Genomic DNA, 23,893 nt, shown 5'->3' on the forward strand with positions numbered 1-23,893 from the left:
ACCAAACATTTCAAACTGAATGATAAGCGGCCTTGTAGGCGTCACCAAGCAATTTCGTCACCTTGGCTTTCCGATCGACTTTGCTTCAATTCGGCCATATTCATAAACCGTTGACTTCGAATCATTTCTTCATGAGTGGGCTTCTCTACATGTCGTGAAATCTTCAATAATCGCGTGTCTTGCTTACCAAAAGGCGTGTTGTATTTGGCATCAAACACATGCGGAACCAAAATCTTTGAGATACTGTAAAGAATCCTGTCAAATTCATATTCATTGAAATAAGTCTGCAGCCTTTCGTTCACATCACCAAAAAACTCTTGCCCACTCGCCAACCTTACCCGAGACCCAGCGCGAGACTTTCCTTTAGTTTTTAAATACTTGATTTGGCTCTTTCCCTGCTTTTTTCGAACCATATAGGCAGAAAACACTTTGTGCGAAAGGCATTTTTCATTCTGAAAAACTCCTAAAGTAGCCATGCCCGTTTGAACAATAAGCATCAGGTAAGTCACCTCAGCATCCCAATTAATTTCCGCACTTTCTGATACAGTTACTGAAACAGGGAGTCGCAACTTGGCCTCTCCCTCCTCACCCTCCCATAGCAGTTCATGCTTTGCAAAATCATAGCCGGGTTGCCCAAACTTTTCGGTCAACTCGTGAGTTACCTCAATAATTTCATTTTTAGATTTAATAACTGTTTGGCTTTGCTCCTTGTCCATTGCACGAAAATAACAAGGCTTGATAGAAGTTTAGGTGGATAGAAAATTTTCTTACCACAAAACAAGAAGTACTTTTGCTAAACGTTTCACAAAGAAGTATGCCTCAAAAGAAATCCAGAAAAAAACTCATTCTTAAGTGGTTAGTAGGCCTGTGCCTTGCCGGTGTTTTAGGAATCATCAGTTTTATTCTTTCCGTTCAGTGGGGATTTTGGGAGCCCCTGCCCTCACCTCAACAATTAGCCGATATTCGCCAAAGTGAAGCCACCGAAATTTATGCCGATGGTGGCGAACTGATGGGCAAGTACTTTATTTTCGATAGGCAGCCTGTTGCTTACGAAGAACTGCCTCAGCACCTTATTAATGCGCTAATTGCTACTGAAGACGCCCGATTTTACGAGCACAATGGAGTTGACAACCGCAGTTTAATGCGTGTAGTTTTCAAGTCGATCTTAATGGGCGATGAATCTGCCGGTGGTGGTAGCACCATCTCTCAGCAGCTAATTAAGAACCTTTATCCTAGAAAAAACCATGGTGTGTTTTCTATGCCTGTTGCCAAAACACGCGAGGCCATTTTGGCCAAGCGCATGGAGGATATTTATACCAAAGAAGAAATCATTACGCTATACCTGAACACTGTACCGTTTGGTGACAATACTTTTGGTGCCGAAAGTGCTGCCGAAAAGTTCTTTTCAAAACAAGCCCATGAATTAAGCCTTGAGGAGTCGGCTGTAATTGTAGGAATGCTCAAAGCATCTAACAGTTACAACCCACGCCTTTACCCCGACAGGTCCAAAACTAGACGTAATGTGGTTTTGGCTCAAATGGAAAAGTACGGTTACTTATCGCATGAGGAAACGGACATTGCACAGGGCCGGCCGCTAAAGCTTTCATACACGCCCTTCAACCATGATACTGGCATTGCACCTTACTTCAGGTCATCGTTACAGCAAAAATTAGAAGAGTGGTTGGAAGAATACAATCAGGAAAACAACACAGAACTAGACCTTTTTACTAGCGGACTAAAAGTTGAAACCACTATTAATTTAGAAATGCAGCAAATGGCTGAAGAAGCCATGGGCGCACACATGAAAGCCCTGCAAAAAGACTTTGAGGCCAGCTATGGTGCAAGAGCACCTTGGTTGCGTTCCAATGAAATACTACAAGACGCACTAAAGAAAACACCTTATTATAAAAAGCTTCAGAAAAAGGGACTTTCCAGCGCACAGATTCAAGACTCTCTGAATACCAAGCGCCAAATGGAGCTATGGGACTGGGACGGCACCAAAGTTGTAAAGGCCAGTACAGTTGATAGTGTACAGCATTATCTCAAATTTCTCAATGCAGGTATGCTCTCAGTTGAGCCCGGGTCAGGGGCTATTCGTGCTTGGGTGGGCGGCATTAATTTCAAACACTTTCAGTATGACCATGTAATGCAAGCCAAGCGCCAAGTTGGCTCTACCTTTAAGCCAATTGTGTATGCAGCCGCTTTGGAAAATGGCGTTGGGCCTTGCGATTATTTTTCGGCTAGGCCGGTAACTTATGCCAACTATGACGACTGGACCCCGACTAACTCTGGCAATATTGATAGCGAAAAGGATTATGCTGTAAAAGCTGCCTTGGCCAATTCGATTAACACAGTAGCCGTAAAGGTTTTGGAAGAAGCCGAAATCCCAAACATCATCGATTTGGCGCACCGTATGGGTATTGAGTCCGTTATTCCACCCGTACCCTCCATTGCTTTGGGTAGTGCTGAGCTTTCGGTTGAAGAACTATCGAAGGCGTATACTGCCTTTCTGAACAATGGTCGCCCTAGTGAGCCTTATTTTATAAAGCGTATAATTGATAAAAGCGGCAAAGTACTGGCTGAGTTTGAACCTGAAAAAGCAGCCGAACCTGTGTTTTCTGAAAGCACTCGCCAACTAATGGTAGAAATGATGAAAGAGGTAGTAGAGAATGGAACAGCTACTCGATTAAGATGGAAATACGGCCTAAAGAATGATATTGCTGGAAAAACAGGCACCACGCAAAACAACAAGGATGGTTGGTTTGTGGCTTTAACACCACGTTTGGTTACCGTGTCTTGGGTTGGTTCGGACGACCACAGAATAGGCTTTAGAACCACCGCAATGGGCCAAGGTGCTAACTCTGCACTACCGATGTACGCTATTTACCAGCAAAAAATGAATCAACAGTCCGACTTGTACCGCTATACTGCTGCACGCTTTCCTCCTGCCAGCACGAGTGTACAAAACAGACTGGATTGTGATGAAGAAAAGCAGCCCGGATTTTTACAACGCATTTTTGTTAATGAAGACAAACCCCAAATCAGTAAGCTAAAACTTGATTCAGCCATACTTGCAGATTCAAAAAAGATAGAACCAGAAAAGAAAGAAGGCCTTTTCAAAAAGATTGGCAACATCTTTAAGCGAAAGAAAAAGAACAACGAATAGCTTCTACAAAGTTTGATTTACGATGCGCAACCCTAGAATTGCACATCGTAAATCATTAACTAAAACTTAGGAATCTTCTAGTACTACCTCTTCTTCAATAAAATCGAAACCTAGTGTTTCCAATTCATCTAAAATAGGGTTATACAATTCTGGTATAATCGGTACCTGCACGCCTCTAGCGCTAAGCTTTCCTGTCAACAGCAATTTGGTAGCAATACCCAACGGATAGCCAACTGTTTTGGCCATGGCCGTATCCTTCGAGTTTTCGCCATCGGCAACCATGGCCGAACGTATGCGCTTTACCTGCCCATTCTCTACATAATCGAACAAATGCCACATCACAATTTGATCTTTCTGGTCTGGGCGAATGGTCCATTTTTTCTTTAGAATATGCTCTAGAATTTGTGCTGGCGTACCTTTCAATAAGCCCACCTCCACTTCTTCAAAAAGATCTAGCCACTTAAGCTTGTGCATTACCGGGCCATCCAATTCAAGGCCTAAGTAGTGCGCCAACTTAAGCTCTACCGAATCTTGCGGGTTATAACTCAAAAAAGAATTAATAAACTGGCGGTGAGTCATTCCTTCTACACCTTCCATTTGGTACGAATCGTCCGTGGCGCCAAGCTGCACAAACACATCCCAAGCATCGCAATAGCCTGTTCTGCGTAACGTACCTCGGAAAAGCGTCTTTATTCCATGCAGATCGTACACATCCAAATATTGTAGAGAATCGCGGTTGGCATACCCCTCAAAATAGCCGTGGCCCGGAATGTGAATCATCTCCTTTCGCTTAAAAAGCTTGTGGTAAGGAATGAACTTGTAACGCCCCTCTTGAATGAATTTGACCGTGCCTTGTCCGGCCAAAACAACATTCCTTGGGTTCCAAGTAAATCCATATTGCCATGGGTTATCATCCTTCGGATCGGGAGCTAGCAGCCCTCCGGTAAACGATTCAAAAGCACGCAACTCGAGCCCCTTATCTTTTCTAATGTAGTCGATCACCTTCATGGCAGACATATGGTCAATCCCCGGATCCAGACCACATTCATTTAAAAATAAGAGTCCCTTTTCTTTGGCGGCAGCATCCATTGCGCGCATATCTGGCGAAACGTAAGATGCCGTAATCAAGTGCTTTTCTTGCTTCAAGCAAGCCTCAGCTACCTTTGGGTGAAAACTAGCCGGCAACATGGAAAGCACCACATCAGCTTCAGCCACAAGTGCCTCGCACTCCCTTTCTTCGTTTATATTGAAGGCTTTGGCTTCGGCCCGTGCCGACCCTTTGGTCTTTTCCTCGGCCAACTGAAGTGCATAATCTGCCACGGTTACGTGCCAATCGTGCTCCTCGGCATTGTCCAACAAATAAGTAATTAAAGATGAAGCCGAACGGCCGGCTCCTAAAACAAGAATTCTATTCATAGGTGAGATTTATTTGCACCGAATTAGGCAAAAATGCCACCCAAGCGCAAGTTTCCTGATCAAATGTTGCCGAAATTGAATATCTAGGTTGCTTACCAGAGCTTTTTATAGTTACCTTTTCTTGCTCACATAAATTACAAGATGAAACGCATAACAATACTGCTTGTCCTTCTAACAATCACCTCAAATGTCTTCTCACAAATTCAGAGATTCCCACCGATAGATCAAAGCTCGCAGGATCCAGAATTAGTTATGTTTATACAAAAACTAAAAACTGCTGTAAAGAATAGAGACAAAGATTACATCGAAACTATTGTTGCTTCCGAAAGCTTCATTCCTCAAGAAAGAACCACCAAGGAAGAGTTCATGAAATTCTACTTTAAAACCAGTTATAGAGCAGCAAAGTTTTGGGAAAATCTGGAGTACATTTTTACCATTGGGGGCGGAGCATTTAATCCAAAAAATCAGAATGAATATTTTCTACCTTACACTTCCGCAAACATCTATAACTCTCAAGTATTTAGTGAGGTTGGAAGTTACGTTCTTAGCTTGTCTGATTCTACACCCATTTATGCACAACCTAATGATAATTCCAGAATTGTAGCTCATTTTAACTATGAAGCCGCACCCGTCAATCACACCGAAAACAAAGTAGACGGCTGGTATGCAATAGACCTGAATTCTGGAGAATTAGGCTTCATCCAAGAAATCAAAGCATTATATACAATCAGCACGAGGTGCGGACTAATTAAAGAAAATGGCATATGGAAGCTCCAGTATGCAGATTCATTTGATTAGTATTTGGATTTAGTTTTCTCCTAAAGATTCGTAATTTCCAATCCATAGAAATTATATGAGCGAAGAGATCAGAAGCGAATCGGTTATAAAAGTGCATGCTTTCGATGCATTGGATAAAGACACACAGCAATTGGTACGCATGGCCGAAGAGGCCGCAAAAACAGCATACGCTCCTTACTCCAACTTTCTTGTTGGTGCAGCAGTAGTGCTCGACAATGGTGAGATAGTAAAAGGCCATAACCAGGAAAATGCAGCTTACCCATCAGGGCTTTGTGCCGAAAGGGTCGCGTTTTTTGCTGCGCACGCGCAATTCCCTACAGCAAAAATTCTAAAAGTAGCGCTAACGGCTAAAAAGGCTACTGCAGCATCATTCCAGTTAGCTACCCCTTGCGGCAGTTGCCGACAAGTTATGAGCGAGTTTGAAGACCATCAAAAGAACAAAATCACTTTATTTATATCTGACGGAAAGGGCAAAGTATACGAATCAGACAGTATTGAAAACCTATTGCCTTTTAAGTTCTCTGATGAGTATTTGAAGTAATGGAGCACCGAATTTCCTTTGAATTTAATGCCCGCTACGAAGTGTTAGGCGAACCTTCTGACAAAATTGAGCACCTATGGTTTGTTTGTCATGGGCATGGGCAATTGGCCAAATTCTTTATTCGAAAATTCAATCACCTTGATGACGGTAAGCACCTGATTGTGGCACCTGAAGGCCTGTTTAGATATTACCTACAAGGTTTTACTGGCAGGGTTGGCGCCACATGGATGACCAAAGAAGATCGCGTAAGCGACATAAACAATTACCTGAATTACCTTTCGGCTGTAATGGGCGCAGTAAAGCAAAAGCTTAACCCTGATGTAAAAACCACGCTGCTTGGCTTTTCGCAGGGTGCAGCCACCATTTCTCGCTTTGCCACACAAACCGATGTGGCCTTTGATCGCCTTGTGCTATGGGCGGGTATTTTCCCACCAGATTTACCACCATTAGAGAGCCATAGAAAGTTAAATGACAAAGCCTGCTTTTTGGTTTGTGGCATGCAAGACCCGTTTTTAACCCCTGAAAGAATTGCTGAACAGCGGGCTATTGCCGACACCATCAATATTCATCCGCAAGAAATTACATTTGAAGGAGAGCATGTGTTGGATGAAGCGGTGCTTACCCAAATAGACCAAACGCCCTATCGCCAAAAATAGCCGCCACGTGTAAATCGGGTTACTTTATTATCGGGCACAATCACCACGGGGCCTTCGTAAATACCTCCGTTGGCACCTAAGTCCTCTACCCTTACAGCAATGGTGTTTTTACCTTCTTTTAATACTCCGGCCGGTATTTCGTAAATCCGCAACCTCGAATAACTTTTCGACCAACCCAGGTCTCTACCGTCATTGGTTTCGCCCACTTTTATTCCATTAATGTAGATTTCATCAAAGTCATCGATATAGCCGCCAATAATGCTCATTTCGGTTAGTTTGTTACCTCTTGGTACTTCAAAAGTCCTTCTGTACCAAGCAAAATCTCTCAAATCGTTTATACCAATGGACTTCCAATTAGAAGGAACCATAATGTATTCCCAGTCCGCATCGTCATAATCTGGTTTGGCATATTCTTCCCTATCGCGAGTTCTAATTTTCCACATGCCCTCTAGCATGATTACGTCTTTCAGTTCTTCATCAATCACGTGCATACCAACATCACCACTATAAATTCCGCCTTCTCCTCCTTGGTCGAAAATGCGCACTGCAATCAGGTTTTCACCCTCATAGTCAAGCAATTCATTCGGAATTCTATAGAGTCGTTTGGCATTCCATGCAGTATAATAATCGGGCGGAAAGCCACCTGAAAAACCTATTTTTGTTCCATTGATGAACACTTCATCTACATCGTCAATATAGCCTAGGCTTAGGTAGTGCACCTTACCTTTTTCCAATTGGCTGCCCTTAAAAGTTGTTCTATACCAAGCATAGCCGTCATACCCGTGAAAGCCCTCGCGCTCCCATCTTCGAGGCACGTAGATTTCTTCCCACTCAGAGTCATCATAATTGGTGCTTGCCCATTCGCTTCGGTCACCAATAGAGAATTTCCAATATCCCCTTAAGTTGAATAACCTATCGAAATCCTGCGCCTGCGCCTGTATTGCAGTGGCCAGCATACATATGAATAAAATTGCTATGCGATTTTTCATCTTTTCAAAGTTAGGCCGGCTGCTGAGAAAGACAACCGGCCTAGTAGTTTTAGTTTATAATGAGTTTTTAACCGTTAACCTATGCTACAAACATACGGGCTATGTTAAGGCGATTTGTCATACGGCAGTAAAGAGATGTCATGAAATGTCACAACCCGTTTTGCTATGTACCTCAGCTTCACTCATTAAACCCATAACTTTCTTATATTCAATAAAAAACACTTGCATGCTCAACCGAAAAAACTTTTTAAAACGTGCTGGCCTACTTAGCGGAGCGGTCATTACTTCTCCTTTGTGGCCATTTTTCACACAACAGTCAATTGCGAATACTATAATTGATTTACATGCTCACCCTGGTTTGTTTTTCAGAAAAGACATGGACATGTACCCTGGAGACCAGGCATTGAACCAACGCCTTGCAGACATCAAAAACACTGGGGTTAAGGTGGTATTTATGAGTTTAGTTGCCGACTCGCCTTTATTGGTAAGAACACCTACTGGAATAGAAGTCAAAGGTAGTTTTGCCAAAGGAGATGGTTGGACCGAATTCCAAAAGCAATTGAAATTCTTTAACGACTTAATTATAACTCAGGGCTTTTCGGTTATAAATTCCTATAGAGCCATTGATACAACCACCACAAAAATTTTGCTCACATGTGAGGGTGGTGACTTTTTAGATGGAGACGTAAACAACATAGAAAAGGCTTACAATTCAGGTTTGCGTTCTATTCAACTCGTGCATTACGCACAAAACAATTTGGGCGACCTTCAAACCCAACCAGCTGTATACAATGGGCTTTCCAATTTTGGAAAAAGCGTAACCAAACGCATGAATGAATTAGGGATGGTGATTGATGTTGCTCATGCTTCCTTTAAAACCGTAGCCGATGTTGCCGAAATTACTACAGCCCCTATCATACTTTCGCATAGCATTTTAAAAGCTGAAGCAGACCGACCAATTGCGATTAGGGCCATTACCCCTGACCATGCAAAGCTAGTAGCACAGACCGGAGGTGTCATTGGCGCATGGCCATCAGGCTTCTCTTTTAACATAGAAGACTTTGCCAACAATACGATGAGACTGATTGACTTAGTTGGTGTTGAACATGTGGGGCTTGGTACTGACATGGACGCCAATTTTAAACCGGTGATTACCAGTTACTCAGAAATAAAAACCTGGGCAGAATTGCTTGAGTCAAAAGGACTTTCAAAAACAGAAGTAAACAAAATACTTGGTGGCAACGCCCAGCGTGTATTGAAACAGGTGCTTGACTAAGACTTAACCGATCAGCGCTAAGCCACTCATCCCAAGCAACTTCACTTCTAAACAATCATTTTTTATCTTCTAGCAAATTCAACCTTATGCGAAACGTACTCACTTTACTTTTTGCGCTCCTTTTGGTAGCGTGCCAACCGAACAATCCCAACTCACTAAAAATAGAGGGCTTAAAAGAGCCCGTAGAAATCATTCGCGATGAATGGGGGCTAAACCACATTTATGCCGAAAACCAACACGATCTGTTTTTTGCTCAAGGATATGCCGCAGCGAAAGACCGGCTCTTTCAATTTGAAATTTGGCGTAGACAAGCTACTGGTACTGTAGCTGAAATCTTGGGAGAAAGAGAGTTGAAACGCGACATAGGCACCAGATTATTCAAGTTTAGAGGCGACATGACAGAAGAAATGAACCACTATCATGATGATGGTGTGGAAATAATAACCGCCTACACGAATGGCGTGAATGCATACATCGAAGAGGCATTGAAAAACCCAGAGTCGTTACCCATTGAATTCAAAGCGCTGAATATAAAGCCTCAAAAATGGACACCAGAAGTAGTGATTTCTCGCCATCAGGGTTTACTGGGTAATATTGGGCAAGAACTAACCACCGGCCGAGCAGTTGCAGTAGTGGGTGCACAAAAGGTAAAAGAACTTTCATGGTTTCACCCTAAACAACCCAATCTGGATTTAGACGAGAGCATAACCGCTGAAATGCTCTCGAAAGACATTTTGGAGCTATACAATGCCTACCGCAAGTCTGTCCGCTTTCTTCCCGAAGATGTAATACCGGAGTACAGAAAATCTGAGGGTTTAGCGCAATTATTGAAGCAGCCAAAGGTTAAAGAAGACTCATTCGCCCTGGGCAGTAACAACTGGGTGGTTAGTGGTGCAAAAATGGCTGATGGCAACACTTACATGGCCAATGACCCTCACCGTACCATTGCAGTTCCTTCGCTTCGGTACATGGCGCATTTGGTGGCTCCTGGGTGGAATGTAATTGGCGGGGGCGAACCAGAAATACCGGGTATTTCCATCGGGCACAACGGATATGGCGCTTGGGGCTTAACGGTTTTCCGCACCGATGGTGAAGACCTTTATGTATACGACATTAACCCTGAAAACCCGAACCAATACCGTTATAACGGTGAATGGCACGATATGGAAACCATTACAGAAAGTATTCCTGTAAAAGGCCAAGAAACCCAAACCGTGACACTTCACTACACGCACCACGGCCCTGTGGCATTTATAGATGAGGCCTTAAACAAGGCTTACGCAGTCCGTTGTGCATGGCTGGAGCCAGGTGGATCACCCTATTTGGCATCTTTAAGAATGGACCAAGCCAAAACTTGGGAAGAGTTCAGAGAAGCCTGCAACTACAGCCATATTCCGGGTGAGAATATGATTTGGGCAGACAAAAAAGGAAACATTGGCTGGCAGGCAGTAGGCATTGCCCCGCTGCGAAGAAACTTTAGCGGTATGATCCCAGTTCCGGGTGATGGTCGCTACGAATGGGACGGCTACTTACCAATTGTAGAAAAACCCAACGACTTGAACCCAACTTCAGGCTTTATTGGTACGGCCAATCAAAACGTAACGCCTGCCGAATACACGAAATGGGATGCCATCGGTTTTTCGTGGTCCGACCCCTACCGTGGCGACCGTGTAAACGAAATTCTTGATACAGGCAACAGCATGACTATGGAGGATATGAAGGCCTTACAAGTTGATTATCTCTCTATACCTGCTCGTAATTTGGTTCCTCATCTTCAAAAAATTTCATTTGAAGGAAAGGCAGCAGAAGCCTTAGCCTTATTAGATGGTTGGAACTTTAAGCTAACGCCAGACTCAAAAGCAGCGGCCATTTATAATGAATGGGAAAAAGAGCTACGTTCGCTGGCAAGTGAACAAATAATCCCGAAGGAGGCCAAGCCTTATATCTCAAGTTTACAATTAAAGAAGGTGGAAGATTGGCTACTGAACCCAAATATTGAATTTGGCAATAGCGCTATGCTTAATAGAAACTCTATTATGGCATCAGCCTTTAAGTCGGCCGTGGCTAACCTTACAAAAAAGTTGGGTGAAGACATGAACAACTGGCAGTATGGTCAAGCCAATTACAAGCACATTTATATGGAACATGCTCTAAGCAGTGCAGTTGATGTAAGTACAAGTGAAATGCTCGACCTTGGACCACTACCCCGAGGTGGCAATGCTTATACACCAGGCTCAACTGGCGGCAACCTAAATCAAAGTAGTGGAGCCTCATTCCGAATGATCATAAACACCGGAGACTGGGACGCTGCCATTGGTACAAATGGCCCTGGGCAAAGCGGTAATCCGGAAAGCCCATTCTATAGCAATTTGTTCGAGCCATGGGCAAAAGACCAATACTTCCCAGTGTATTACTCCAAGTCAAAAATTGAGGAACACAAGGCTGAAAAAGTAGTCTTAGAGCCGAAGAAGTAAGGCACTACAACTGCCAACGAACCCACTTATCCTGAGGGCTCCCGATAAAATCGAGAGCCCGAATGAATCTGTTTGTTCATGGCAGCACACTTATAAAACGGATTCTGTTTTGTCTCCGCTCTGGGAAATCAGGTATTCTGGACCCACTTGACTTTTAGCTTTCAACAAAATTTGCTTGGCCGATCCCTCCGCTTCGGTCGGGATAAAAAAGAAAACGTAGCCCCCCCTTTTCACCCTGAGCACAGCCGAGTTCTAAGGACGATCGGAATAAAGAAAGTAGACGAAGCATCTCCACTCCCTTTTTACCCTGAGTGTAGCCGAAGGGTCAGCCCACCTCAATCCTTATAAAAATCTTCTCTATGAAAAGCACCCCTTGGTGGCCAGTCCATTAATTCAGCATTCAGAAATAGCCAATTTGGATTTATAGATTCGATGAGTTTTACTTTTTTAATTCTGGTCCATTTCTTCAACTGTGCCTCTCTTTCAATAGCATTTAACACATAAGGAGTCTCTTCATAGTAAAGCAGATTATAGCAATAATATTTACCAGCAAACGTCTCTGAGGTTCCTCTTTTGAGATAATGCTCAGAAATTCGCTGAATTAAATTATCAGTCCTACCCACGTAAAGCACGGTGCGATTTGGATTGGTTGTGATATAAATGTAGAAGGTCTTTTTCATGTGTGCGGTTGAACTTTAAGATAGTAAAATGCTTGGTCGATCCCTCCGCTTCGGTCGGGATAAAAAAGTAGACGAAGCATCCCCCTTTTTCACCCTGAACATAGCCGAAGGGTCTGCCCAACTTAACGATCATTGTTTACGACATTTGTAGTCAACTCATAGCAGAAACTGACCGCAGTTCCCCTCTCTCTTTTCACCCTGAATGTAGCCGAAGGGTCAGCCCTGTTGAATGGCCAATAACACAACCTTACAGCCAAGGAAGTCAAAACATCCCACATTCCTTGTACCTTTGTGCCATGCCCATAAAGTACACAAAAACAAAAAAGGTTGTGGAGCAACCGAACAACCCGCTGCATGGCGTAAAACTGGCGGATATCTTAAATGAACTGGTGGCTGATATAGGTTGGGAGCAAATGGCTGCTGAAGTGAATATTAATTGCTTTAAGAGCAATCCCACCATTAATTCCAGCCTTAAGTTTTTACGAAAAACTCCGTGGGCAAGAGCAAAAGTAGAAGCGCTTTACCTTAAAGTTTTCAATCTGTAATCATGAGAAACAAGAAAGCTAAGGTGAATGAGTGGCAACAGAAGTTTGCCAACAGCAAGCAGAAAAAAAGCACAAAGCCAAAACTGGCTGCCAAAACCAAACTACACCCACGCAACATACATAATGGCCCTTACGACCTAGATGAACTGGTAAAGGCCGTACCGGAACTGAGTGACTACTTAACCACGAATGTACGAGGTGAACAAACCGTGAAATTTGCCGAGCCACAAGCCGTTTTACTCCTAAATAAGGCACTCTTACTCACCCATTACAATCTTGATTTTTGGGACATTCCAGAAGGCTTTCTATGTCCGCCAATTCCTGGCCGTGCCGATTACATTCATTATCTGGCAGACTTGTTGGCCGGAAGTAACTTTGGCAATACGCCAAAAGCCAAGGTGCTCGATATTGGCGTTGGCGCCAACTGTGTTTACCCCATTATCGGCACTCAAACCTATGATTGGTCTTTTGTTGGTAGCGAGGTAAACCCCAAGGCCGCAGCATCTGCCAAAACCATTGTAGCGCGCAACTCAAGACTTGAGGGTAAGGTTGAAATAAAGGTACAACCCAACGCAAAAGATTTGCTCTATGGCATTATCGACCATAACACCAAGTTGGACGCGGTAATGTGCAACCCGCCATTTCACGCTTCGCGAGAAGCCGCTCAGGAAGGCACCAATCGAAAACTAACCAACCTTAATCAAAAACATACAAAAGAAGCCGTACTTAACTTCGGAGGACAATCTGACGAGCTCTGGTGCGAAGGTGGTGAACGTAGGTTCATTAGCGACCTAATTCGTGAGAGCAAGAAGTTCGCTGAAAACTGCTTTTGGTACACCACCCTAGTTTCAAAAGCCTCTAACCTAAAAGCCCTGCAAGACAATTTGGACTACAATAAAGCCGCAGAAGTAAGAACCATAGCCATGAGCCAAGGCAACAAGTCGAGCCGCATTTTAGCATGGACATTTTTAGATGCGGAACAGAAAAAGGCTTGGCAAAAGGAGCGGTGGAACACGGACAAAAAGCAATAGTATTTGCTCAAAATATTTTTGTCGACTGCGTTAAAAATCTCATGCTTTTTACATTAATTCGACCGCAATTTTAAAGCATGAAAACACTATTCACACTTGTGCTGCTTTTGGGGTTATTTCAACTCTCAATGGCGCAAACTAAACCCGAGCTCACATTCGAAAGAGGAAGAATTGAGCAAGAAGGGGTTAACCTTAGAATGAAAGAGGCCATGGCCTTAATGCAGAACTACCCTGAATCTTTGGAATACCTAAAAAAGGCGAGAACAAACAATACTTTTGCTGGTGTTTTTGGTTTTATTGGTGGCTATTTAATTGGCTATCCATTGGGCCAATCAATTGCTGGTGGAGATGCCAACTGGGGAATGGCAGGCGCTGGTGCCGCTGTTATTCTAGTGGCACTTCCTTTTCATTCTGCCTTTAAAAAGAATACCCAATTGGCCATTGAGTTATACAACCAAGCCGACTATAAAGCCTTGAACAATGATGTTCAACTGAACATTGGACTGGTAGGTAATGGTATAGGCCTTAAGGTTACTTTTTAGACCAAACGTCAGGTCAACAACAGGCACCTCAATTAACTTTTATATATCTTCATGGCTTTAAAACTCACCATGGAAAAAGAAATGAAGGTAATTGAAGGATTTGAGCACATTAAGTACAGTCACGTACACTATCCGCCAGAAGAAATGGTTTCGCGTAGCCAGCAGTATTACGACTGGATGGAAACCCGCAGATCTGTACGTGACTTTTCTGACAAACCAGTACCTAAAGAGGTTATTGAAAACATCATAAAATCGGCCTCCACCGCTCCTTCTGGTGCGCATAAGCAACCTTGGACATTCTGCGTGGTTAGCAATGCCGAGCTAAAAAAGCAAATTCGCGAAGCAGCCGAAGAGGAAGAATATGAAAGTTACACCAAGCGCATGAGCGAAACTTGGTTAGACGATCTAAAGCCTATGGCTACCAACCATCAAAAGCCATTTTTGGAAACAGCCCCCTATCTTATTATAGTTTTCAAAAGAGCATTTGAATTTGATGAAGATGGCTCAAAACACCAAAATTACTATGTAAATGAGTCTGTTGGACTAGCTTGCGGCTTTCTAATTTCGGCCATTCATGATGCTGGTTTGGTTACACTCACCCATACGCCTAGCCCAATGGGTTTTCTGCATAAAATTTTGGAACGGCCAGAGAATGAAAGACCATTCCTACTATTACCTGTTGGCTATGAGGCAGATGAAGTTTATGTTCCGAACAATAGAAGAAAATCGCTTGAAGAAGTAGCCGTGTTTTATGAGTAGACTCCTAATTGTCCTTTTGCTAATTGTTGGATTCAGTGCGCAAGCACAACGTTATCCAAAGAGAAAAATCCGTAAAGACCTACAAGAATTACCCGGTTTTGGTGAATCCTACATCGGGTTTAAACTTTACGATCCGCAAAAGGACAAAGTGATAGCTGAAAACTTGTCGGAGAAGTTTATGACACCGGCCTCCAACACCAAGCTTTTCACTTTTTACGGAAGTCAAAAATGGTTGCCAGATACGCTTCCGGCAATGGAATATGTGCAGCGAGGCGACTCCATCATCTTCTGGAGTACTGGATATCCGCTAACCCTTCATCCAGACCATCCGGATTCTTCGGTGATCAATTTCTTGAGTCAGGTTGAACCAAACAAACAACTTTACTATTGGCCTCGCCCTACTGAAGATGGCCGTTTTGGTCCGGGCTGGGGATGGGACGATTACGATGGCTACTATGGTGCCGAAAAAGCTACTTTCCCTATTTACGGCAACAGCATACAATTTATAGTCGACAGTCAGAACCGCAGCTTCAGCATGACTCCAAATCACCCAGGCTTTAAGGTGAAAGTGAGCGATGCAACCGACACGCGTGTACGAATTAGCCGAGATGAGTTTTGGAATGAGTACGAGCTTAAGTTCAAGGAAATAGGCCCGAACACCGAACAAGTAATAGATACGCTTATTCGACCTTTTCGCTATTCCGACATACTTTTCACAGAATTACTCTCGAAAGCAAGCGGAAAGAAAATCACTAAGATCACGGACTTTGCACGACCAGAGCGATTCGAAACCGTTCTAGGCGTTCAAGCTGATACACTATACAAATGGATGTTGCAACCAAGTGACAACCTATATGCAGAGCAGCTTTTAATGATGATTAGTGGAACGCAAACCGATACACTCAGTACTGAGGCAGGAATTTTCCTTGCAGAAACGCCACAAGCCTTTACAAACGTACCAATTTTCCCAAATGGACTTACTTGGCGCGATGGCAGCGGGCTTTCTCGCTACAACATGTTCAAACCGAATGAAATAGTAACCGTACTTATCGAGCTTTACAAAGGCTATGGAGAAAGCCTTTTTGAGCTTTTGCCACAAGGTGGAGTCTCTGGCACAATTAAGAGTTGGTACAAAGGTGAAAATGGCCCTTATGTTTTTGCAAAAACAGGCACACTAAGTAATAATCATACCTTAAGTGGCTTTATTAAGTGCGATAGTGGCAAAGTGCTCATTTTCACATTCATGGCCAATCATTACACCGTGCCAACCAATCAGATTAAAGAGAACTTCGCCTTTATTTTAGAGCGTATTCGTAAAGCGTATTAAAATTGAGTGGACTTATTCGATTATTCACAAAGAACTTCACCCACCCAATAAACAACTCTAAATCAATGGTTTAACATCCTTGTTGGCAATATTCCTTATAGACCAATATTTAGACTCGTGTTTGATTACCTTAGTCGACTTGTTCTCAACATCAAGCTCCAAAACAGCTTCCAAAACAGTAGACCCGGGAACTGTCATTGGCAATCCCCCCATTCTACCACCTCTCAAGCCCCATCTTCCCACAATTTCTATATGTTTTAGCTGCTGGGTCATCAGAACTTTAAAATAGAGTTTCTTTCCTTTAATGTTCTTCAAGTTCTCATTAGAGCAACGAAAAGTAGCCATCACTTCAGGATTCATATCGTATGTAGCCAAATCTGGAACCATATGAAGCCAGTTCGTAAGCGCTCCTTTCACCACAAGCGAATTCAAGTTTTTGATATGATAAGGAGCCGGACGGTTTAGGTCTTCGTACATGTTCTTCATCGTCATCAACCATGCAACAGAATTTTCTTTTGAATCCGATGCTTTAACAATTTCAAAATCGCTTACCCTCACCTTAGCTGATTCGCTAAAAGAATAACCTACTTTGAAGTCCAAACTCCCTTCCACTCCTTTCTTAGAGGCCCCTGCTTTAAAGCCAGAATCCACTTTCCAAGTTTTAGTAGAAGAGTAATCTACAGCCTTGTTATTAGTCTCTGGTACACAACCGTTTTGGTCTACGCTAAAATATGTTGGTGTATCCACGCCATTATAATTAAATGGCTTTATCATAAAAGTCACCTGATCTTGAAAATTAGAAAGTTTCGGATCCCAACCATCCGTTCCTTCATCTTCAAACGGTGGTGTAAATGAGCATTTTGAAGTAAAGGTTAAATCCAACCCCATATCTCCTTGAAGTGCATTGGCCACAATATTGGAAGATATACTAGCCATTTTACCTTCATCCCATTCAATTTCATTTGCAAAGAGTTTTGCCTCAGGGTCGAATGCATCTGATATATCCCATTTAAAAATCCCCTTTGTGGCAAAGTAAGCTGCGGTAACAGGAAGGCTCACGCCAAAAGCGGCAAGGGGAGAAACTGCCGAAAAAATTTGCTCTGCTACTTTAAGCTTATCAAGGTTTATAGGTCGCGGGCATTTTATGGCCGATTCCAATGTTTCCTCAGATCTAAATAATAATCCTTTCTCTTTCATAATTACACTGTGTTTAACTGTACAGGAATTTCATAAACTCCTCAACATCAATGAGAAATATGTGCGCAAACCGTTCAGTTTTGTGCGTAAACTGTCGTGTAGGTCTACCTAACAGCAAAACATGACCACACAGCTTTTCACAACTAACTATCTATTAACGATTTACCATTCTCATAACATCAACCTAGCTCCTAAATTTGAGCCCCTTCCCCACCACTCTTCAAAAACTGCTCACATACCAGCGCCTTCATAGCTATCTTAAGGGCTATACTGAATTATGCTTAACATGAAACTAAGAGTAACTGCATTGCTAGCCATATTGGCTATTACAACCACGCAGGCACAGCAACTCACCTCAGAGATGCTGAACGGACTAAAGCTTCGAAATATCGGCCCTGCCACAATGAGTGGCCGAATTGTAGACCTTGCCGTGGTAGAATCTGACCTTTACACCTTTTACGCTGCCACATCTACAGGTGGTGTATGGAAAACCACCAACAATGGCATCACCTTCGAACCTGTATTTGAAAAAGAAGGTACCCACTCTGTTGGCGACATTGCTGTTCACCAAGCGCAACCCAACATTGTTTGGGTAGGTACCGGTGAGCGTGCCAACCGTCAAAGCTCTTCTTGGGGCGATGGTGTTTACAAATCGCATGATGGCGGAAAAACCTGGACCAACATGGGGCTGAAAGACTCTCACCATATTGGCAGAATTGTGCTCCACCCAACCGACACTAACATAGTTTATGTAGCCGCTATGGGGCACCTATGGGGGCCAAATGAAGAGCGCGGACTGTACAAATCTACCGATGGTGGAAACACCTGGGATAGACTGATTTATGTAGACGAAGACACTGGTGTGGTAGATGTTGCGATGGATCCAGAAGATTCGAATATTCTATATGCGGCCACCTACCAGCGCAGAAGAAGACCTTACGGTTTTGATGGTGGCGGACCAGGCAGCGCCCTACACAAATCTACCGATGGGGGTAAAACTTGGAAAGAACTGACCAACGGATTACCTGAAGGAGAATATGGCCGAATAGGCATTACCATTTACCGAAAGAACCCTGATGTAGTATTCATTTCCCTAGAACAAGGCTTTCAATACAATGCATCAACTGCTTATAATGAACGTAGAGCAGGACTTTACCGCTCTAAAGACAAAGGCGAAAGCTGGGAGCACATGAGCGACTGGAACCCACGCCCTATGTACGCATCTCAACCGCTAGTTGATCCAAGCGATGAGTCGCGCGTTTACATGATGAACCAATACAGCTACTCTAGCGATAGCGGTAGAACTTTTACAGCTCCACGCCAATCACTGCACGGAGACGACAGAATTATTTGGGTAAACCCTAACGACTCTCGCCATGTAATTAAAGGTGATGACGGAGGTATTGGTATCTCTTACGACAGAGGCATTAAGTGGCTATATGTAAGCAACTTACCATTAAGCCAATATTACCGTGTTTCTGTAGACATGGCCAAGCCTTACAATGTATACGGTGGCCTGCAAGACAATGGTAGCTGGGTTGGCCCAAGTGAAACTTACAGAAGAGACGGTATTATTAATGCCGACTGGAAAAGACTTGGCGGTGGCGATGGTTTTCTTAACCTAGCCCATCACGCAAACTCTGATGTAGTATATACAGAATCTCAATACCTAGGCTTAGCCAGGTTAGATATGAATACTGGCCAGCGCCAATCGATCCGCCCAGGTGACCCACAGGGTAAAATTGGAGCAAGAAGAAACTGGGATGCCTGGGGGCCGGGAGTTCCTGAACCGGAATTAGGCAACGCAATGGCTCCGGGCAACTGGGATGGGCCGTTCTTCCTTTCTTATCACGACCCACATACTATTTATGCGGGTACCGACCAACTTTGGAAGAGTACTGACAACGGTGCTACTTGGAAATCGCTTGGTAACCTAACCACTAAAGTAAACCGTAGGGAGTTGAAAATTATGGGCAGACGTGCTGATGAGCATACGCCTTCATTGGACGATGGTATTCCTTACTACCCTACTCTAACTGCCATTGCGGAAGACAAACACAAGCCAGGCATGCTGTATGCTGGAACTGACGATGGTCTTCTGCAAGTTTCTTGGGATGATGGTCAAACATGGAATGATGTTTCGGGCCAACTAAACGGTCTACCAAAAGGAACTTGGATCAACACTTTTGAAACCTCGAGCCACACTGCGGGAACAGCCTATGTTGCGATAAACAACTACCGCAACAACGACTTCAACAACTATGTATACAAAACCAATGACTTTGGAAAAACATGGACATCGATTGAAGGCGACTTACCAGCAGACAGGGTAGCGAGAACTTTGAGAGAAGATCCTAAAAACCCTAACCTACTTTATTTAGGAACTGAATTGGGGCTGTTTATTTCTAACAACGGAGGCAAAAACTGGGTGGAGTTAAAAAGCAACATGCCTACCCTACCATTCAACGATTTAGTGATTCACCCACGAGACAACGACTTAGTACTTGGAACACACGGCCGCGGTGTTTGGATCCTAGATGAGATCAGTGCACTGCAAGAGTTGACACCAGAGGTGCTAAGCCAGCAAGCAGCCTTATTCAGCATTGGTGAAGCAGAGCAAATTAACTACACCAATGACGGTGCGCACACTGGCGACATGTACTATCGCGGTGAAAACCCTCGATATGGCGCCAAAATAGACTATTACTTAAAGTCTGAGGTTAGCAAAGAAAACATAACGTTAGAAGTTTTCGATTTGAGTGGAAAGCTCGTTCAAACCCTAAACCCAACCAATAAGGCTGGCCTACACAGGGTGCACTGGAACCTTCAGCACGAAAGCCTGAAAGCTACAAACAGCAGACCTAATAGCAATGGCCGAAGAAGGGGGTATCAAATGGGTGGGCCTGTAGTAATGCCTGGCGTTTACGTTGCTAAACTCACTGTAAATGGTCAGCAATACGAGCAGTCTTTCAAGGTTTCTGACGACCCAAGACTCAACATCGACATTGATGTACGTAGAGAATGGAATGAATCACTTTTCGAAATTACAAGCCTTTATGAGCAAGTAATTGATGAGATGAAGGCGACACAATTGGCGGGCTGGAAAGTAGATGAGTTGAAAAAGGAAGGTGTTTCGCTAGATGAGAAAACCCTTGCACCATTAGACGAGATTAACAGAAAGTATAATGAATTATTCAGCCGCACCCGATCGCTCTATTTTGAAGTGAGTAGCTACATTGGCCCATGGACCACCGATCAACATGCGCAGTTCAACTACTACACAAGCATGATTTCAAAATTGGCAGCGGAGCGCGAACAAGTAGTTAAAAACACTATTCCACGCTTAAACCGTGGGCTGAAAAAAGACCAAAAAATCACAATTGAATAATTGAGAACTATGAAAAACCACAGATCATTTTTTGCGGCACTACTCATGTGCTGCTTTCTGAGCACTGCCATTGCTCAGGAAAGAAAGTTGGAGGTAGAGTTTACCAAAACCATAGAAAAAGAAGTGACCATTAAAGGCAAAAGAGTGCCTTACAAAGCCACTATCGGAACACAACCCGTTTGGAACGAAGAAGGCAAACCAGTCGCATCGCTTTTTTATACTTTCTACCAAAGAACCGATACGAAAGACATGGACAGCAGACCACTGGTAATATCATTTAATGGTGGCCCAGGCTCTGCTTCTGTTTGGATGCACTTGGCTTATACTGGTCCTAAAATTCTAAAAATTGACGATGAAGGTTATCCAATTCAACCTTATGGCTACAAGGATAATCCACACTCAATTTTAGATGTTGCAGACATCGTATTTGTTAACCCAGTTAACACCGGTTACTCGCGCATTGTTGATCCTGAAGCAGATAGAAGACAGTTTTTTGGTGTTAACCAAGACATTCGCTACTTGGCCGAATGGATCAACACCTTTGTAACGAGAAATGACCGTTGGAATTCGCCTAAATTCTTAATTGGTGAAAGCTATGGAACTACCCGTGTTTCTGGCCTTTCTTACGAATTGCAAAACAACCATTGGATGTACCTAAACGGTGTAATCCTAGTATCGCCAACAGAGCTTGGTATTGACCGCTCTGGACCAATTGAACTGGCCAACCGACTGCCTTACTTTACTGCAGCAGCTTGGTATCACAAACAACTGCCGGCTGACTTACAAAGCAAAGACCTAGATGAGGTATTGGCCGAATCTGAAGCTTATACGCAAAACCATTTGATCCCTGCCATTGCCAAAGGCGCATGGATTACGGACAGCGAAAAGAACGATGCTATTAAGAACTTTGCCCGTTTCTCTGGGTTGGATGAAGAAGTAATCAGACAGCACAACCTTGATGTGCCTGAAAGCTTTTTCTGGAAAGATCTATTGCGCCACGAAGGCCACACAGTAGGCCGTTTGGATTCTCGTTATAAAGGCATTGACAGAATGGATGCTGGCACAAGACCTGACTTCAATTCAGAACTCACTTCTTGGTTGCATTCATTCACTCCGGCCATTAACGACTACTTTAAGAATGAGTTTGGTTACAATACAGACGTTAAATACAACATGTTTGGTCCTGTTCACCCTTGGGATAGAAGTGGCGACCGAACCGGTGAAAACCTACGCCAAGCCATGGCCATGAATCCATACCTTCACGTAATGACCCAATCGGGTTACTACGATGGTGCCACCACTTACTACAATGCTAAGTACAATATGTGGCATATGGACCCAAGTGGTAAACTGAAAGACAGAATGAGTTTTAAAGGCTACAGAAGTGGACACATGATGTACCTAAGGGCTGAAGATCTGAAGAATGCAAATGAGGACATCCGAGTGTTTATTAACAACAGTATTCCTCCTTCTGGTACACCAGCTAAGTACTAAAGGCGAGACCATAGAAATCGGATACTCAAAACTAAAAAAGGGAGCAACTGCTCCCTTTTTTAATCTCAAATGAAAACAAAAAAGCCCCTTGCGGGGCTCTTTATCTAATGTTCAACTAACCACTCCATTGCCTGATCTTTATCTACAAAGAGTTTCAAATGATGAAACCCCTCACGAAGATTAAAATTCTCCCACTGTTTGTAGACATTCACATCACCACTCAACACAATCGCGCGCCTACAAACCTTCTTCGTTCCTAGTTGAACAAGCTCTTTGGAAAGGGACTCTAACTCAACCTTATTAATCTTAACACTACTACTACGGAGATCCGAAACTATACGCTCAACACCACTATCACGTATAGCTCTGTTCACCTGCCTGAGGTATTCTCTCGCCACCACTAATGTCAAATCACCTTCAACCTTACCTGAAATGACTCCAACTTCACTTAAAACCTCAACATGAAAATCCATCCCACTTCCCAAAAGCGGGTGCAAAGGTAGTTAGAAAATTTTCTAAAACAATGCTTACCCTTTAAATATCAAGCAGTTACAAGTAATTTTGCAAACTAAAAAATGTAAGCACTTTTATTCGTTCTGCAAACGCTTATTGCATTACGATTCTGAAAATCCACAGTAAGACAAACAGAATATTATTTCGTTATCCAGATTCTTAAACGAATAAAAATTTACTAAAATTTGTTAATTGACACGGCACATCATACAACGAATACTCCCGCCCCCGTACTTTTCGATGGTCGGAATTGGAATAGCCAATAGCTCAGAATACTTACTAATTATATCTACTTGAGCTTTTGTAAGACTCAGAAAAGCAGCCTTTGACATCACTAGGATAGATTGACCATTCTTATCTTCCAACTCGAGCATGTTCCCCGCAAACTGATGCACCTGAGCTAAAGAAATATCTACAATTTCATGACCTGTTTTGGTGAGAGCACCCAGCACCTCAGATCGTTGGTCCTCAGGAATGGATTCCGAGCAAATCACCACGTAATCACTAGCAATGCACATCATTACATTGGTATGGTAAATTTCCTGCCCGTGTTCATCATAAGAATAAAATGCAATAGGCTCGAAACCAGTTATTTCACAGAGTTTTTCAAAGAGTTGTGCATCGGTTCTTGGAGAGATGCATGCATAAGCCAACTTATGCTCATAATCGAATATTATGCTTCCGGTACTTTCGAGAAACTTATCCTCAGACTCGTAATTACTTAGATCAATCACTTCATCAGCCACAAATCCCTGAGCCTGAAATTGCTCTACGACATCCAACCTTCTTTCGGACCTGCGACTGGCCGTAAGCATTGGGTACAGCACTACTTTATCGTCATGAAACGAAACCCAGTTATTTGGAAAGACAGCATTGAGTTTTTTTGGCGAATCTGTATCCTCAATCACTTCTACTTCTACGCCTTTATGGCGTAGTTTTTCAACTGCAGCATCAAATTCGCCTATGGCCAATCGCTCTATTTCATCGTACTTTTGAGCACCTTCACTCGATTGAAAAGCATTCGATTCAGCGGTCTCTGGGTCGTACCCAAAGTGCTTTGGCCGAACCATCATTATTCTTTTACTAGCCTGCCTCATTAGA

General features: G+C 43.3%; 20 protein-coding genes. 13 read left to right on the plus strand and 7 right to left on the minus strand.

Annotation, left to right across the window (positions count from 1 at the left end; genetic code table 11):
• Positions 1-41: 41 nt before the first annotated feature.
• Complete coding sequence (locus BMW98_RS16395) at positions 42-716, minus strand: hypothetical protein (protein ID WP_090259905.1); 675 nt, start codon at positions 714-716, stop codon at positions 42-44.
• Between the two features lie 98 nt (positions 717-814).
• Here BMW98_RS16395 and BMW98_RS16400 point away from each other — a divergent pair, with 98 nt between their 5' ends.
• A complete protein-coding gene (locus BMW98_RS16400; RefSeq protein WP_090259907.1) occupies positions 815-3,166 on the plus strand; it encodes a penicillin-binding protein 1A in 2,352 nt (783 codons plus the stop codon).
• Between the two features lie 66 nt (positions 3,167-3,232).
• On the opposite strand, the gene BMW98_RS16405 is transcribed toward BMW98_RS16400, so the two are convergent.
• A complete protein-coding gene (locus tag BMW98_RS16405; RefSeq protein ID WP_090259908.1) occupies positions 3,233-4,582 on the minus strand; it encodes a saccharopine dehydrogenase family protein in 1,350 nt (449 codons plus the stop codon).
• Positions 4,583-4,723: 141 nt separating this feature from the next.
• On the opposite strand from BMW98_RS16405, the gene BMW98_RS16410 reads away from it, so the two are divergent.
• The 3 genes from BMW98_RS16410 to BMW98_RS16420 are packed head-to-tail and all read left to right on the plus strand — an operon-like array spanning position 4,724 to position 6,577.
• Positions 4,724-5,380, plus strand: a complete 657-nt coding sequence (locus BMW98_RS16410; RefSeq protein WP_139177630.1) for a hypothetical protein — start codon at positions 4,724-4,726, stop codon at positions 5,378-5,380.
• A gap of 55 nt (positions 5,381-5,435) precedes the next feature.
• A complete protein-coding gene (cdd, locus tag BMW98_RS16415; protein WP_090259912.1) occupies positions 5,436-5,921 on the plus strand; it encodes a cytidine deaminase in 486 nt (161 codons plus the stop codon).
• The gene (locus tag BMW98_RS16420) at positions 5,921-6,577 is read left to right on the plus strand and encodes an alpha/beta hydrolase (protein WP_090259913.1); all 657 of its coding nucleotides are present in this window, start codon (positions 5,921-5,923) and stop codon (positions 6,575-6,577) included. Before cdd ends, BMW98_RS16420 begins: the two co-directional genes overlap by 1 nt.
• Here the strand turns inward: BMW98_RS16420 and BMW98_RS16425 are convergent.
• A complete protein-coding gene (locus BMW98_RS16425; RefSeq protein WP_090259915.1) occupies positions 6,562-7,566 on the minus strand; it encodes a beta galactosidase jelly roll domain-containing protein in 1,005 nt (334 codons plus the stop codon). The two genes, BMW98_RS16420 and BMW98_RS16425, sit on opposite strands and share 16 nt — an antisense overlap.
• Before the next feature lie 226 nt (positions 7,567-7,792).
• Here BMW98_RS16425 and BMW98_RS16430 point away from each other — a divergent pair, with 226 nt between their 5' ends.
• Together BMW98_RS16430 and BMW98_RS16435 are read left to right on the plus strand one after the other, a co-directional pair.
• The gene (locus BMW98_RS16430; protein WP_162844595.1) at positions 7,793-8,842 is read left to right on the plus strand and encodes a dipeptidase; all 1,050 of its coding nucleotides are present in this window, start codon (positions 7,793-7,795) and stop codon (positions 8,840-8,842) included.
• Between the two features lie 86 nt (positions 8,843-8,928).
• A complete protein-coding gene (locus BMW98_RS16435) occupies positions 8,929-11,316 on the plus strand; it encodes a penicillin acylase family protein (RefSeq protein ID WP_090259918.1) in 2,388 nt (795 codons plus the stop codon).
• A gap of 335 nt (positions 11,317-11,651) precedes the next feature.
• Here BMW98_RS16435 and BMW98_RS16440 read toward each other — a convergent pair whose 3' ends face one another.
• Positions 11,652-11,996 (minus strand): GIY-YIG nuclease family protein, encoded by a 345-nt coding sequence (locus tag BMW98_RS16440; RefSeq protein WP_090259919.1) that lies wholly within the window; start codon positions 11,994-11,996, stop codon positions 11,652-11,654.
• A gap of 296 nt (positions 11,997-12,292) precedes the next feature.
• Between BMW98_RS16440 and BMW98_RS16445 the strand changes: the two genes are divergently transcribed.
• From BMW98_RS16445 to BMW98_RS16465, 5 genes are all read left to right on the plus strand, one after another.
• Positions 12,293-12,541, plus strand: coding sequence for a VF530 family protein (locus BMW98_RS16445; RefSeq protein WP_090259921.1), 249 nt, complete (start codon positions 12,293-12,295; stop codon positions 12,539-12,541).
• A gap of 2 nt (positions 12,542-12,543) precedes the next feature.
• A complete protein-coding gene (gene rlmF, locus BMW98_RS16450) occupies positions 12,544-13,572 on the plus strand; it encodes a 23S rRNA (adenine(1618)-N(6))-methyltransferase RlmF (RefSeq protein WP_090259923.1) in 1,029 nt (342 codons plus the stop codon).
• A 77-nt stretch (positions 13,573-13,649) separates the two neighbouring features.
• Positions 13,650-14,114, plus strand: coding sequence for a hypothetical protein (locus BMW98_RS16455; protein ID WP_090259927.1), 465 nt, complete (start codon positions 13,650-13,652; stop codon positions 14,112-14,114).
• A 51-nt stretch (positions 14,115-14,165) separates the two neighbouring features.
• Positions 14,166-14,873 carry a nitroreductase family protein gene (locus BMW98_RS16460; RefSeq protein ID WP_245733626.1) on the plus strand — a complete coding sequence of 236 codons (708 nt, stop codon included), beginning with the start codon at positions 14,166-14,168 and terminating at the stop codon, positions 14,871-14,873.
• The gene (locus BMW98_RS16465; RefSeq protein ID WP_090259929.1) at positions 14,866-16,200 is read left to right on the plus strand and encodes a D-alanyl-D-alanine carboxypeptidase; all 1,335 of its coding nucleotides are present in this window, start codon (positions 14,866-14,868) and stop codon (positions 16,198-16,200) included. The genes BMW98_RS16460 and BMW98_RS16465 overlap by 8 nt, the downstream gene beginning before the upstream one ends.
• Before the next feature lie 57 nt (positions 16,201-16,257).
• On the opposite strand, the gene BMW98_RS16470 is transcribed toward BMW98_RS16465, so the two are convergent.
• Entirely contained in the window at positions 16,258-17,397 is a 1,140-nt protein-coding gene (locus BMW98_RS16470; RefSeq protein WP_090259931.1) for a hypothetical protein, read from the minus strand.
• 286 nt (positions 17,398-17,683) lie between these two features.
• On the opposite strand from BMW98_RS16470, the gene BMW98_RS16475 reads away from it, so the two are divergent.
• Both BMW98_RS16475 and BMW98_RS16480 read left to right on the plus strand, forming a co-directional pair.
• A complete protein-coding gene (locus BMW98_RS16475; protein WP_162844596.1) occupies positions 17,684-20,785 on the plus strand; it encodes a WD40/YVTN/BNR-like repeat-containing protein in 3,102 nt (1,033 codons plus the stop codon).
• A gap of 9 nt (positions 20,786-20,794) precedes the next feature.
• Positions 20,795-22,279 (plus strand): S10 family peptidase, encoded by a 1,485-nt coding sequence (locus tag BMW98_RS16480; protein WP_090259935.1) that lies wholly within the window; start codon positions 20,795-20,797, stop codon positions 22,277-22,279.
• A 104-nt stretch (positions 22,280-22,383) separates the two neighbouring features.
• Here BMW98_RS16480 and BMW98_RS16485 read toward each other — a convergent pair whose 3' ends face one another.
• Together BMW98_RS16485 and ctlX are read right to left on the minus strand one after the other, a co-directional pair.
• A complete protein-coding gene (locus BMW98_RS16485; protein WP_170836527.1) occupies positions 22,384-22,776 on the minus strand; it encodes a hypothetical protein in 393 nt (130 codons plus the stop codon).
• Between the two features lie 204 nt (positions 22,777-22,980).
• Positions 22,981-23,889, minus strand: a complete 909-nt coding sequence (gene ctlX / locus BMW98_RS16490) for a citrulline utilization hydrolase CtlX (protein WP_090259939.1) — start codon at positions 23,887-23,889, stop codon at positions 22,981-22,983.
• Positions 23,890-23,893: the final 4 nt, after the last annotated feature.

The organism is Roseivirga pacifica (assembly GCF_900111145.1).
In the GTDB taxonomy this organism is placed as follows: domain Bacteria; phylum Bacteroidota; class Bacteroidia; order Cytophagales; family Cyclobacteriaceae; genus Roseivirga; species Roseivirga pacifica.

Excerpts from the sequence above, each read along its gene's own strand:
- BMW98_RS16395 (WP_090259905.1), bottom strand. The coding sequence starts at position 716 with ATGGACAAGGAGCAAAGCCAAACAGTTATTAAATCTAAAAATGAAATT.
- BMW98_RS16400 (WP_090259907.1), top strand. The coding sequence starts at position 815 with ATGCCTCAAAAGAAATCCAGAAAAAAACTCATTCTTAAGTGGTTAGTA.
- BMW98_RS16405 (WP_090259908.1), bottom strand. The coding sequence starts at position 4,582 with ATGAATAGAATTCTTGTTTTAGGAGCCGGCCGTTCGGCTTCATCTTTA.
- BMW98_RS16410 (WP_139177630.1), top strand. The coding sequence starts at position 4,724 with ATGAAACGCATAACAATACTGCTTGTCCTTCTAACAATCACCTCAAAT.
- cdd (WP_090259912.1), top strand. The coding sequence starts at position 5,436 with ATGAGCGAAGAGATCAGAAGCGAATCGGTTATAAAAGTGCATGCTTTC.
- BMW98_RS16420 (WP_090259913.1), top strand. The coding sequence starts at position 5,921 with ATGGAGCACCGAATTTCCTTTGAATTTAATGCCCGCTACGAAGTGTTA.
- BMW98_RS16425 (WP_090259915.1), bottom strand. The coding sequence starts at position 7,566 with ATGAAAAATCGCATAGCAATTTTATTCATATGTATGCTGGCCACTGCA.
- BMW98_RS16430 (WP_162844595.1), top strand. The coding sequence starts at position 7,793 with ATGCTCAACCGAAAAAACTTTTTAAAACGTGCTGGCCTACTTAGCGGA.
- BMW98_RS16435 (WP_090259918.1), top strand. The coding sequence starts at position 8,929 with ATGCGAAACGTACTCACTTTACTTTTTGCGCTCCTTTTGGTAGCGTGC.
- BMW98_RS16440 (WP_090259919.1), bottom strand. The coding sequence starts at position 11,996 with ATGAAAAAGACCTTCTACATTTATATCACAACCAATCCAAATCGCACC.
- BMW98_RS16445 (WP_090259921.1), top strand. The coding sequence starts at position 12,293 with ATGCCCATAAAGTACACAAAAACAAAAAAGGTTGTGGAGCAACCGAAC.
- rlmF (WP_090259923.1), top strand. The coding sequence starts at position 12,544 with ATGAGAAACAAGAAAGCTAAGGTGAATGAGTGGCAACAGAAGTTTGCC.
- BMW98_RS16455 (WP_090259927.1), top strand. The coding sequence starts at position 13,650 with ATGAAAACACTATTCACACTTGTGCTGCTTTTGGGGTTATTTCAACTC.
- BMW98_RS16460 (WP_245733626.1), top strand. The coding sequence starts at position 14,166 with ATGGCTTTAAAACTCACCATGGAAAAAGAAATGAAGGTAATTGAAGGA.
- BMW98_RS16465 (WP_090259929.1), top strand. The coding sequence starts at position 14,866 with ATGAGTAGACTCCTAATTGTCCTTTTGCTAATTGTTGGATTCAGTGCG.
- BMW98_RS16470 (WP_090259931.1), bottom strand. The coding sequence starts at position 17,397 with ATGAAAGAGAAAGGATTATTATTTAGATCTGAGGAAACATTGGAATCG.
- BMW98_RS16475 (WP_162844596.1), top strand. The coding sequence starts at position 17,684 with ATGAAACTAAGAGTAACTGCATTGCTAGCCATATTGGCTATTACAACC.
- BMW98_RS16480 (WP_090259935.1), top strand. The coding sequence starts at position 20,795 with ATGAAAAACCACAGATCATTTTTTGCGGCACTACTCATGTGCTGCTTT.
- ctlX (WP_090259939.1), bottom strand. The coding sequence starts at position 23,889 with ATGAGGCAGGCTAGTAAAAGAATAATGATGGTTCGGCCAAAGCACTTT.